Raw genomic sequence first — 11,946 nt, 5'->3', positions numbered from 1 at the left:
CGTGGTGACCGTCTTGTCGGCGCAGCGCGAGAAGAAGGGGAAATGGATCATGTCCGTGTGGAAATGGATCACGTCGAAGTCGTCGGCGCGCTTCAGCACCTCGGCCAGCATGGTCATGTGGGCCGCCAGATCGGACTTGAGCGGAGCAGGATCCAGCCGGATCGCCTGATCGCGGACCGGGATCAGGCGGGCGCGGGTCTCGGCGTCGGCGGATGCGAAGAGAGTCACGTCATGGCCCAGATCGACAAGGGCGTCTGTCAGATGGGCGACCACGCGTTCGGTGCCGCCGTACAGCCTCGGCGGCACGGCTTCGTACAGCGGCGTGACTTGCGCGATCTTCACTGGCTTGGCTGAAGAACAGGATGTGGCGGGGCCATGGTAAAGAGTCCATCTGTTGCCGATCTTGTGCCCCCTGGACGAGTCGCGATCCTTGATTCAGGTCAATCCGCGCACGGCGCCGTGGACCCTTGTCAGCCGATCGGCTTGAAAAGCATGGGTCTGGATCCGTCGCCCTGAGACTTCCGATCTCATAGTCTCGCTGGACGGTCAGAGGCAGGCTATCGCGGGCGAGCTTTGACTTTCGTCAATGACGCGCCCTGAACCGGGTGCAACTTTTCTGATGCTATGGAATTCCTGACCGCCCTCGCGCTGCCGGCTGCTGGAATGCAACGCAGCGCCGATTTCCGGGTCCACCCCGAGCGGATGCCGGGGGCATGACCGCGCGCCGGAAAGGCGACGAGCCGGGGCGGCTCAGGCCGCTTCCCGCCGCCGAGCGCAGGGCCGCAATCGAACTGCTGGATCAGGAACACCTCATGACCCTGGCCGTGCTTGGGCCAGACGGTTGGCCGCGAGCGTCAACTGTCGGGTTCTACAGTGAGGATCTGGACATCTACCTTGTCACCGCCCGGAACAGCGACAAGCTTGGGGCGATCCGGTCGGACCCGCGGGTCGCCATCGCGATCCGCCATGAGATCGGCCAGCCGGGCAATGGCCTGGCGCTGTCGATGACCGGGCGCGCCGAGGAGGTGTTCGATCCGACAGTGGCGGAACGCATCAACAAGGCCGTCATCAAGCGTTACCCGGAAGGACACCTGTACTGTCCGCAGCAACACTCTGTCGCGATCGTGCACGTCCAGCCTGTCACGATCGTCCTGGCCCGGGCCCGGGGCGGACGCAGCATCACGGACGGATATCAGGTGTCCGGCGGGCGAAGCTCACCATCCCGCCCGCCAAGCCCCTGATGGCGGCTCGGCGTCGGCCGGCCGGACTCCGCCGGCGTTAGTCCGCACACGATGTTCGCTCATATGCCGCCTCCCGGCGGCGTGTTGTCGGCCGCTCCGAAGCGGGCCACGATGGGTCGACCGCGGGACAGAATGTGACGCCGTCCGTCGATGCGGATCGCGCTCGCGGGACCCGAGGTCTGCGAAATGCGGATTTCCCGATCCGTGGCCGATATATCCACGGTCATTCTTCTGTTGCGCCACATGAGTGGAAACCTCAGCCGGCTCCAGGCCTCCGGCGGTCGGGGGCGAAAGGCAAGTGTCCTTCCCGCCGTCACTCCGGCGAAGCCCAGAACGGCGATTTGCCAGAGCCCGCCGAGAGCCGCCATGTGGACGCCTTCAGACAGGCCGATGGCGGCGTCGTTCAGGTCCAGCGCCGCCGCGCGCCGGAAATAGTCGAGCGCGGCGTCCGTTTGTCCCAGGCGGGCCGCCACCAGGCCGTGGGTAGGCGCGCTCAGGGAGCTGCCGTGGCCGCATCTGGGCGCGTATCTTCGCAAGTTGGCCGCGGCCGTCGCCTCCGGAACGAGTTCGGGCAGGAAGGCGGCGAGCGCCACGACATCCGCCTGTTTGATGACCTGGGAGCGCTGGGTGCGGTCCTGGCCAAGGATGAGGTCCATCGGCACCGATCGGCCCTCATACGCGGCCAGGTCGATGTCCTCCAGTCCGTCGTAGCCGGCGAATTGCTCGTACAGCAGGGTTCGCGGGTCGAAGCCCGACACGAGCGTTCGCCGCACGCCCCGCCAGTGCTTCAGTTCATCGGCGCCGAGGCTGAGACGGCGGCGCAACCGCCGCCAGCAGCCTGGCGCCGCTTCGGCCATCCACCGCGCGATCGCCAGGCCCCGTCCGATGTTCCAGCGCGCCATCTGGTTCGTGAATGCGTTGTCGTCGACGCCTTCGTGATATTCGTCCGGTCCGATCACGCCGCGGATATGGCTTCCGCCGTCGGCCTCGAGCCGGGCCCGGCTCGACCAGAACCGGGCCGTTTCCAGCAGAATCTCGGCCCCGATCTCGAGCATGAAGGCGTCGTCGCCGGTCCATCGCCAGTAGCGCCAGACGCCCAGGGCCACGTCGGCGCTGATATGATGCTCCTGCTCTCCGCAAAGAACACGCCGCACCCGCCGGTCCGGCGCGAGGGTTTCATGCGGGGTGGACTCCGCACCGGTGTCCGCGGATTCCCAGGCATAGAGCGCGCCGCGGTATCCGAGCCGCTCCGCCTTGGCCCGCGCCGCGTCCAGGGTTCGGCCGCGGTAGGAGAGCAGCGTCCGCGCGGCTTCGGGCCAGGTCGCGCAGTAGTAGGGCAACAGCAGGGTCTCGGTGTCCCAGAAGACGTGACCGCCGTAGCCGTGTCCGGTCAGGCCTCGCGCCCCGATCGAGACGGCGGGGTCCTCCGGGTTCGGGGCGCTGTTGAGGTGGTAGGTCGCGTAGTTCAGCGCCGCCTGGGCGTCAGAATCGCCCGTGACCCGCACCGCGCTGGCGCGCCAGCGCTTCCTCCATGCCGAGACATGGCGGTCCAGCACCGTCGGCCAGGCGGACGCCGCCGGACCGGCGAGGGCCTGTCGCGCCATGGCCTCCGCATCCGCCGCCTGGCGGGCGCGGCCGGCGCCCACCAGGCGGGCGATGACGATCCTTTGGCCGGGAGACGCCGTCCAGTTCCAGCTCTGGCGTTCCGGCGCGCCCGTCGAAGGCCTGGCCTCGCCATCGATTGTGACGTTGGACCGGACCCCGAGGCTCAGATGGATGCCGCTGCCTCGCGTCCGCCACACGGAGAACCCCGGCGCGCCCGGTTGAGGGTCGAGGGCCACCCCGGTCTGCGGGGGGGCGGCGTCCAGCGCGAGGAAGGCGTCCCCTCGAAGAACGTCAAGGCACGCCACCTGGAGCGCCAGTGCACGGCAGTCGTGGGAGGCCAACTGGAGAAGGCGCAGGCGCAGCGCGAATGGACCCTCCTCGTAGAAGGTGTCGGACAGCAGAAGTCCCCGGGCGTAGTCTAGATCAAGCCGACTCCGCTGCGCCTCGGGCGGCGTCTGGACGACTGGCCCGGTCGAGGTGGTCAATCTCATGCGCCGCCAATCCGGCGCAGGAATCAGGTTGGCGATCTCGGAGCCTGGCTCGGCCTGTCCGAACAGTCCGGCGACATAGGCGTCTGGCAAGGACTGGAAGACGGCTCGGTCCGAGAAGACGCGATCGCCCCGCACGCCCAGAAATCCGTTTCCAATGAAGAAGCGGCTCTGTCTGTTGACCTCGCGCAAGGGGTCGTAGCCGAACGCCGTCAGTCGCATTTCAGACGCGCGCGGCGGCTCGAACAGACGATGATGGGGGTAGCCCCTCATGGTTTCGCAAGCCTCAATCGGCTGCGCGCCAGACTGGATCGGTCCAGGGCGTCCAGGGTTGTGACGACGAGGTCGGCTCCGGCGCGAGACAGGGGCAGGCGCTCGCCATGGCGGGCCACGCCGAGCGCCGCGCAACCGGCCCGTTTGGCGGCCAGGACGCCGTTCGGCGCGTCCTCCACGACCAGGCAGAGCCCCGGGTCCGCACCAAGCGCTTCGGCGGCTGCCAGAAACAGCTCTGGATCCGGTTTCCCGTGGCGGACCTCATACCCGCACAGGTCAGCTGCGAAATACCCGCGCAAAGGCGCGCCAGCCAATGTCACGGCGGCGAGCAGGCGACTCGCGTTCCTGGAGGCCGAGGCTGCGGCCATCGGAACACCGGCTCGCGCCAGATGCGCGATGAGACCCAACGCGTCCGGAAAGGCGCGGACGGGCCGGCTGAGGAGAAGCTCCTCGAGGATGGCCTGCTTCCGTCGGGCGTAGGCCGGCGCGAGGGAAGCCGCCGCCGGAACGCCCAGGGCCTCCAGCGCGGCCTTCGCGCCATCGAGCCTTGTACGGCCGGCGACGGCGTCACGATACAGCGCCGCGCTGAAACGTTCAGGTTCCGCCAGACCGTTGAGCGCCGCGCGCCAGGCGGCCTCATGGGGCGTGTCGAGAACGACGCCATCGATATCGAAGATGACGCCCGCGAACCGTCCGCGCGGCGCCACCACTCCGATACCCGTTGAGCGGGCTCTCAATGCTGAACGCGGGCTCACCTTTTCGAGGTCCTTTTTTCCATTCCGGTCGCCGGATCGAGGTTCAAGAGCGAACCGTGTCCAGACAGGCGATGACCTCGGCGTCGCTGATCTGGTGAAAGTCGGCGTACCATCCGCCGACTGACCGCAGCGTTTCCGGCTCGACGAGACAGACAAGCTCGTCGACCTCCTGGCGCAGGGAAGCGGCAAGTTCCCGTGACGCGACCGGCACGGCGAGCACGATCCGGCGCGCGCCCCCGGCGCGCAGCCCCGCGATGGCGGCCCGGGCCGTAGCCCCGGTAGCCAACCCGTCGTCCACGATCACCGCCACATGGCCCTTGGGATCGACCCTTCCGCGGTCTCCGAGATAGAGTCGGCGTCGGCGCTCGATTTCGGCGAGCGCCGTGACGCGCTCATGCTCCAGATAATCGGCCGACGCGCCGGTGATCCTGACCACATCCTCATTGATGACCATTCGGGGATGAGGGCCGTCGATCACGGCCGCGAGCGCTACCTCCGGGTTCTGGGGGGCGCCGATCTTGCGCACGAGCGCCAGGTCGAGCGGAGCGCCCAGGGCACGCGCCACCTCGCGGGCCACGATCACGCCGCCGCGGGGGATGGCGTAGACGATCAAGTCGCCGTCGACCCGGTGGGCCAGAGCCTCGCCCAAGCGACGGCCAGCTTCGGCGCGGTCGGTAAATTCAGCAAACCTGGCGGACACGGGTCACCTCCGGGCGGCGCGATGGCCGTTAATGAGACACAAGCATCGGCATGGGCGGATCTCCCGGCGAATGCCCATAGAGCCCCGGCTCGAGGGCGGCGCCCGCAGGTTCAGCGTTCGCTTTCCAGCGCGAAGGTGATCTTCGCATTGATGCGGTAACGGGCGATGCGGCCGTTCTCGACGGTCGCCTGCATGTTCTCGATGTAGATCGATCGCACCTGACGCACCGTGCTCGAGGCTTCGGCCACCGCGCGATGGGCGGCGTCTTCCCAACTGGTTTCCGATTCCGCGAGAACCTCGATGACTTTCAGCATGGTCATGGTCGACTCCTTGGACGGGCGCCGACCCTTCGCCGGCGATCCAGCATGGACGATCGATTCCGGGCGGCCTTGATCGCGATCAAGACCACCCGGTCAGGCGCGATCGTCCCGGGCCGACCCTCAGACGCTCTTGATCGGAATCGGAGTTTTCCGGGCCGTGGGGCCGGGGTCCAGCGGCGCCGTCACGGCGCCGGGGCGGCGGGGGGACGGGGCTGAGCGGTCATGGGAAAGCTCCAGTGAATCTGCGGCGCTGGATGCGCCCCCGAAAGTGAGGCCGCCTGCCCCGACCGCATTGATCCGGCGCCTCAGGATCGGCCGGCCCGGGCGAGGAGGCGCGCCGCCAGGACCGAACCGAGTAAGATGGCGACGCCGACGAACAGCAGCCAGGCGGCAAGCCTCTGGAGGCCCAGATCGGGGTCGAGGAGGATCTGCGCGGGGTCGACGGACCCTGACCGCACCGGCCCGACGATCAGAGCCCAGACCAGCACCCCACCCGCCACGGTGAGCGCCGCCCCGGCCAGAAGGCTCCACCGCACCCGGGTCCGCCTGCGGGCCTCGCGGGTCGGCGCGGACCGGCGCGGAGGAACGTCGGCCACGGCGCCCACGGGACGGGGATCGGGCCAGAGACCCCGCAGCGGTTCGGGAAGATGGACGAGGATCTTCCGCACCTCTCCCGCGTCGAGGCGTTCGGCGAGGACGCCGAAAACCGCCTCTGAGGCCTCGAGTCCGGAAAACGGGAACGAAGGCGGCAATCGCCCGGCGACCGCCTCGCCGAAGGCGATGGGGTCCCGGAGGCCCGACGGGCCGTCCTGCGGCCGCCAGCCTTCCAGCAGCAGGCCCCTGACCAGCATCGGGCATTGGGCTGACAGGCCAAGCACGGCCTCCAGCGGCAGCCGATCCCGCAGCACATGGAGGACGGCGCGGAGCGCCTCATATGCCGTCTGGCGATCCTCGCACAGGAGCCGGTCGTCGATCGCCTTCAGCCACGCGTTGGCGGTCTGCAGCGAGCTGTCGAAACTGTGCGGGCCCTTGGTCATGGCGTTTCTCCGCTGAGGCGCCGCGGCCGGACCTCCGCGTCAGCGAAGATCCGGCCCGAGCGGGCTCGCATCCGGGCGACGGCCTGAACCATGCCCGCAAGGCGGCTCCACGCAGCTGGTCGCTGCATGGAACGGCCGCATACTGTCGCTCCTGGGGGGGCCTGCCTTGACCGGGATCAAACCGCGTCCATTATCCAGGCCAAGGTCGCGGGCCTCCGCGTCGGCTCGATATATAGGCGACGGCGGCGTCCACGGTCGCCAGTTCCGCGGCCTCGGACTCGGGAATATCCACCCCGAGACGCTGATGCAGCGCCGTCAGCAGGTTGAGAAAGTCCATCGAGTCGAGATCGGCTTGTTCCCGCATGTCCACCGACGGGTCGAGCCTGTCAAAGTCGATCTCCGGCGCGATCCGGCCCAGCTCGTCGCGCAGCACCGCGCGGATGTCTTCATCGGTCACAGGGCCTCCGGGGTTTGAAGCAGTCGCCCGATTTCGGCGAGAAAGAGGCCGCCGCGGTGGCCGTCGCTGACCCGATGATCCGCGGCCAGGGTGACGGTCACGACCGGCCGCGGCGTGACGCCGCCGTCCACGATCCAGGGACGCCGGACCACCTTGCCGAAGCCGACGATCGCCACCTGCGGCGGATAGATGACGCCGAACAGGGTCTCGACGCCCCGGTCTCCCATGCTGGAGACGGTGATGGTGGGGTCGGCGATCTCGGAACTCCGGAACCGTCCCTCGCGGACGCGGGCGACGAGGTCGCGCGTCCGCGCCATCAGGGCGTCGAGGTCGAGGTCGGCCGTATCGTGGATCGCCGGCGCCGCGAGGCCGCCGCCTCGCAGGGCGATGGCCAGCCCGACATGGACGGCGGGAGCCGGTTGGAAGGCGCCGTCGACGAACAGGCCGTTGAACTCGGGATAGGCGCGGGCAGCCCGGGCCACCGCCTTGACGAACAGCACGCCGGTTAACAGCCGGCGGTCCGGAGGCCGATCCGCGTTGACGCGCGCCACCCAACCTTCCGCCGCGGCCATGTCGACGGTGTCGGACAGGTAGTAATGTGGAATCTCCCCCTTGGACCGGGACATGGCCGCGGCGATCGCCGCGCGCATCTCGGCGAAATCGAAACGCGGCTTGGCCGCTTGCGGCGTCGTCTCCGGCAGGGCCGCCTCGACGTCCGCGAGCTCGATGATTCCGTCGGGTCCGGCCGCCACGACCGCGAGGTCCACGCCCAGCTCACCGGCCCGGCGACGCGCCGCCGGGGACGCCTTGAAGCGTTCGCCCGCCGGTCCGGCAGGCGTCGGAAGCGGTGCGGGCGCAACCGCGACCGGCGCAGGCGCCGCCGTCGGGGGCTCCGCCGCCGGGACCGCAGGTTCCGCCGCCGGGGCGGCTGGCTCGACCAGCACAGCCTCTCCCTCGCTCCGCAGCAGGGCGAGGGGCGTCCCGACAGGGACGGTGGCGCCCGGCTGCACCAGCAGCTGTTCGACCACGCCGGCGTCGAAGATCTCGATCTCGATCGCCCCCTTCTGGGTCTCGACCACGGCGACGATATCGCCGCGTTTGACCACGTCGCCGGGCTTGACCAGCCACTCGACCAACGTGCCTGCGTCCATGTCGGCGCCCAGTGACGGCATGAGGAATTCGGCCATGCTCAGCTCTTTCCCAGCACGGCCCGGGCCGCGGCGATGATCTTGTCCGTTTGGGGCAGGGCGGCCTCCTCCAGATGGCGCGGATAGGGGACCGGCACCTCCTCGCTGCACACCCGGACCGGCGGCGCGTCGAGGTCGAAGAAGGCCTTTTCGGCGATGCGCATGCCAATCTCGGCCGCCAGCGACCCGCTGCGCCAGCCTTCGTCGATGATCACCACCCGCCGGGTGCGGGCCACCGAGGCGAGGATGGTCGCCTCGTCCAGCGGGCGCAGAACGCGCAGGTCGAGCACCTCGGCCTCGATCCCCTCCTTCGCCAGCCCCTCGGCCGCTTCCAGGGTTTTGGCCAGGGACCCGCCATAGGTGATCAGGGTCAGGTCCTTGCCGGCGCGCCGCACCGCCGCCCGGTCGATATCGACCGGTCCGGCGTCCGGGGCCAGGGGCGCGACGGCGTTGTACAGCATGACGTGCTCGAAGATCAGGACCGGATCCGGTTCCTGCAGGGCGGTCCACAGCATGCCCCGGGCGTCCTCGACCGTGGCCGGCGCCAGAATGCGCAGACCGGGAATATGGGCGTACCAGCCCTCAAGGCTGTGGGAGTGCTGGGCCGCGAGCTGACGCCCGGCGCCGGTGGCCAGGCGGATGACCAACGGGCAGCCGAACTGCCCGCCGGACATATGGCGGAGGGTCGCCGCACTGTTGAGGATCTGGTCCAGGGCCAGCAGGCTGAAATTGACCGTCATCAGTTCGACGATCGGTCGCATCCCGGCCATGGCGGCCCCCAGACCCGCGCCGGTGAAACCTGCTTCGGACAGCGGCGTGTCGCGGATCCGCGCCGGACCGAACTCCTCCATCAGCCCCTTGGACACCGCATAGCAGCCCCCGTAGGCGCCGACGTCCTCGCCCATGAGGAAAACCCGGTCATCGCGGATCATCGCCTCGCGGATCGCCTGCCGCACCGCCTCGCGATAGGTCGTGTCGACCCGGGGGCTCTGCGGTGGGCGTTGCTCGGGCGCCCGAGGCCGCTCGGCGGCGGTCACATGACGGGCCAGATCCGCGACCGGCTCGAGAGGCGAAGCCTCGGCGAAGGCGACCGCCGCCTGGACCTCGGCCGTGGCGGCGGCCTCGAGCGCGGCGACGTCCTCAGGATGGGCCAGACCGGCGGAAAGGGCCCAGGCCTGAAAACGCCGGATCGGATCCTTCGCCTTCCAGCCCTCCACCTCCGCCTTGTCCCGATAGAGCTGGGCGTCGAACATCGAGTGGGCGCGGAAACGGTAGGTGCGGCATTCGAGGAAGAAGGGCTTGCCGGTCTCGCGGATGGCGGCGACGGCCCGCCGGGCGGCGGCCTCGACCGCCACCACGTCCATGCCGTCGACCGCCTCGGAGGCGATGCGATAGCTCTCGGCCTTGCGGTGGATGTCGGTTTCGGATTCCGACCGCCCGAGCGCCGTTCCCATGGCGTAGAGGTTGTTCTCGCAGACGAACAGCACCGGCAGGCCCCACAGCGCCGCCAGGTTCAGGCTCTCGTGGAACTCCCCCTCCGCCGCCGCGCCCTCGCCGAAGAAACAGACGGTGACCCGATCCTCGCCGCGCATGTGGTCAGCCAGGGCCAGGCCGACGGCGAGCGGCAGGCCGCCGCCGACGATGGCGTTGCCGCCGTAGAAATTGGCTGCCCGGTCGAACAGATGCATCGAGCCGCCACGGCCGCCGCTGCAGCCGTCGCGACGGCCGAACATCTCGGCCATGAGGGCTTGCATCGAAACCCCGCGGGCGAGGGCGTGACCGTGTTCGCGATAGGTGGCGACGACACGGTCGCGCGATTCCAGGACCGGGATGACGCCGACGGCCACCGCCTCCTCCCCGTCATAGAGGTGCAGGAAGCCGCGGATCTTTTCCTGCGTATAGGCCTCGGCGCAGGCCTGTTCGAACGCCCGGATGCGGATCATCCGGCCCAGTAGGTCCAGCACATGGGCCCGGGACAGCCGGGGCTTGAGGACGGCGTCGGTCATCGCTCTTCGCTCTCCAGGGTCGACAGGTCCCCCTCGGGCAGGCCCAGTTCGCGGGCCTTCAGCAGGCGACGCATCAGCTTGCCGCTGCGGGTTTTCGGCAGATTCTCACGGAAGGCGATGTCCTTCGGCGCCACCGCCGCCCCCAGCCGCTTCCGCGCATGGCCGAGGATGTCCCGGCGCAACGGCTCATCCGCCTCGAAACCCGCCCTCAGGGCGACATAGGCCTTCACCGTCTCGCCCGCGATCGGGTCCGGCAGGCCGACCACCGCCGCCTCCGCCACGGCCGGGTGCTCCATCAGGACGCTCTCGACCTCGAACGGGCCGATCAGATGGCCGGCGCTCTTGATGACGTCGTCGGCCCGGCCGACGAACCAGAAATAGCCGTCGGCGTCCCGCATCGCCAGGTCGCCGGTCAGGTACCAGCCGCCGGCGAAGCATTTCCGGTAGCGATCCTCCTCATGCAGATAGCCGCGCATGATGGAAGGCCAGCCGGGCCGCAGGGCCAGTTCGCCGAGGGCCATCGCCTCCGGCGCCTCCCGGACCGACCCGTCGGCCAGACGCTCCACGATTCCCGCGGTCACGCCGGGAAGCGGCCGCCCCATCGACCCGGGCTTTATGTCCATGGCGGCGAAATTGGCGATCATGATCCCGCCGGTCTCGGTCTGCCACCAGTTGTCATGGAAAGGCCGGCCGAAGGCTTTGACGCCCCAGAGCACCGCCTCGGGATTCAGCGGCTCGCCGACGCTGGCCATGAAACGCAGGGCGGGCAGGTCATAGGGGCGAGGGTCGCTGTCCCAGGCCTTCATCAGCATGCGCACGGCTGTCGGCGCCGTGTACCAGACGGTCACCTTCTGCTCGTCCAGTATGCGCCGCCAGCGTTCCGCGTCGAACTCGGCCTCGTCGACCACCAGGGTGACGCCATTGGTGAGTGGCGAGATGATCCCGTAGGAGGTGCCGGTCACCCAGCCCGGATCGGCGGTGCACCAGTAGATGTCGCCCGGCCTCAGATCCAGCGCCGTGCGGCCGGTGATGTGATGGGCCACGACCGCCTCGTGGACGTGCACCGCCCCCTTGGGCCGCCCGGTCGTGCCGCTGGTGAAATGCAGCAGAGCCATGTCCTCGGGGCGGGTCGCCACAGTTTCGAACACGGGGTCGGCCGACGCCAGGGCGGCCTCCAGACCGATGCAGCGCGGCGGCGCCGCGCCGGGGCATCCGGCCAGAAGGACGTGACGCAGGCTGGGAATGGCGTCACGCCAGGACTCGATCTTGCGACGGTAGAGAACCTCGGTGGTCACCAGGACATTGGCCTCGCCGATCTCCATCCGGGCCCGCAGCGGCTCGGGCCCGAACGCCGAGAACAGGGGCGTGAACACCGCACCGGCCTTCAGGGTCCCGAGAGCGGCGACGTAGAGCTCCGGAATCCGCCCCAGCACGGCGTAGATCCGGTCGCCCGGCTTCACGTCCAGCGACCGGAGCAGGCTGGCGAAGCGGTTGGCCTGTTCCGTGAGCTCGGCGTAGCTGAACGCGCGCACTGTACCGTCCCGGCCGATCCAGCGCAGCGCCGTCCGGTCGCCGTGGCCCGCCGCGAGGTGCCGGTCCAGCGCCTCATGGGCGATGTTGAGCCCGCCCCCCGGCAGCCCGGCCATCTCCGCCCGCGCGGTCTCCCAGGCGAAGGCGACCGTCTCCGCGTCATAGTCCTTGAGATTGGCCGCTGCGCAATCCGCCATCGACTTGTGGATGACGGGCCAGCTCACCCGAACCTCCCCGACCGGAACGCAGAATGGACCTGTCTCATCATCGCCTCGCTGACCGGAAAGGTCAGGCTGACTGAACGGGCCGGAACCGCCTTGCGCTGGATCAACTGGTCAGCGAGCCGA

At 69.3% G+C, this 11,946-nt stretch carries 11 protein-coding genes; 1 reads left to right on the top strand and 10 read right to left on the bottom strand.

Annotated elements, in window-relative coordinates; all coding sequences use genetic code 11:
* Positions 1-342 (bottom strand): glycosyltransferase (locus VN378_RS09145; RefSeq protein WP_325743089.1); only part of this gene is annotated, 342 nt, incomplete at its 3' end.
* 371 nt (positions 343-713) lie between these two features.
* Here VN378_RS09145 and VN378_RS09140 point away from each other — a divergent pair.
* Positions 714-1,241 (top strand): pyridoxamine 5'-phosphate oxidase family protein, encoded by a 528-nt coding sequence (locus VN378_RS09140; RefSeq protein ID WP_325743087.1) that lies wholly within the window; start codon positions 714-716, stop codon positions 1,239-1,241.
* Positions 1,242-1,300: 59 nt separating this feature from the next.
* Here the strand turns inward: VN378_RS09140 and VN378_RS09135 are convergent, their stop codons facing one another.
* The 9 genes from VN378_RS09135 to acsA all read right to left on the bottom strand — a co-directional run bounded on the left by VN378_RS09135 (position 1,301) and on the right by acsA (position 11,823).
* Entirely contained in the window at positions 1,301-3,607 is a 2,307-nt protein-coding gene (locus VN378_RS09135; RefSeq protein ID WP_325743085.1) for a glycosyl hydrolase family 65 protein, read from the bottom strand.
* Positions 3,604-4,317 carry an HAD-IA family hydrolase gene (locus VN378_RS09130; protein WP_325743083.1) on the bottom strand — a complete coding sequence of 238 codons (714 nt, stop codon included), beginning with the start codon at positions 4,315-4,317 and terminating at the stop codon, positions 3,604-3,606. The genes VN378_RS09135 and VN378_RS09130 overlap by 4 nt, the downstream gene beginning before the upstream one ends.
* Positions 4,318-4,405: 88 nt before the next feature.
* The gene (locus tag VN378_RS09125) at positions 4,406-5,011 is read right to left on the bottom strand and encodes a phosphoribosyltransferase (RefSeq protein WP_325743081.1); all 606 of its coding nucleotides are present in this window, start codon (positions 5,009-5,011) and stop codon (positions 4,406-4,408) included.
* Between the two features lie 161 nt (positions 5,012-5,172).
* Positions 5,173-5,382: a dodecin family protein gene (locus VN378_RS09120; RefSeq protein ID WP_325743079.1), complete on the bottom strand. Its 210-nt coding sequence runs from the start codon at positions 5,380-5,382 to the stop codon at positions 5,173-5,175.
* 305 nt (positions 5,383-5,687) lie between these two features.
* On the bottom strand, positions 5,688-6,419 hold the full coding sequence (locus tag VN378_RS09115) for a DUF2267 domain-containing protein (protein WP_325743077.1): 732 nt from the start codon (positions 6,417-6,419) through the stop codon (positions 5,688-5,690).
* A gap of 190 nt (positions 6,420-6,609) precedes the next feature.
* Positions 6,610-6,876, bottom strand: a complete 267-nt coding sequence (locus VN378_RS09110; RefSeq protein ID WP_325743075.1) for an acyl carrier protein — start codon at positions 6,874-6,876, stop codon at positions 6,610-6,612.
* Entirely contained in the window at positions 6,873-8,063 is a 1,191-nt protein-coding gene (locus VN378_RS09105) for a dihydrolipoamide acetyltransferase family protein (protein WP_325743073.1), read from the bottom strand. Before VN378_RS09105 ends, VN378_RS09110 begins: the two co-directional genes overlap by 4 nt.
* 2 nt (positions 8,064-8,065) lie before the next feature.
* Positions 8,066-10,069, bottom strand: a complete 2,004-nt coding sequence (gene pdhA, locus VN378_RS09100) for a pyruvate dehydrogenase (acetyl-transferring) E1 component subunit alpha (protein WP_325743071.1) — start codon at positions 10,067-10,069, stop codon at positions 8,066-8,068.
* Positions 10,066-11,823, bottom strand: a complete 1,758-nt coding sequence (gene acsA / locus VN378_RS09095; RefSeq protein WP_325743069.1) for an acetate--CoA ligase — start codon at positions 11,821-11,823, stop codon at positions 10,066-10,068. Before acsA ends, pdhA begins: the two co-directional genes overlap by 4 nt.
* Positions 11,824-11,946 lie beyond the last annotated feature (123 nt).

This window comes from Brevundimonas sp., from assembly GCF_035561115.1.
In the GTDB taxonomy this organism is placed as follows: Bacteria; Pseudomonadota; Alphaproteobacteria; order Caulobacterales; family Caulobacteraceae; genus Brevundimonas.
The sequence above is the reverse complement of the archived record's forward strand: the minus strand, read 5'-3'. Positions and strand labels throughout refer to the sequence as shown.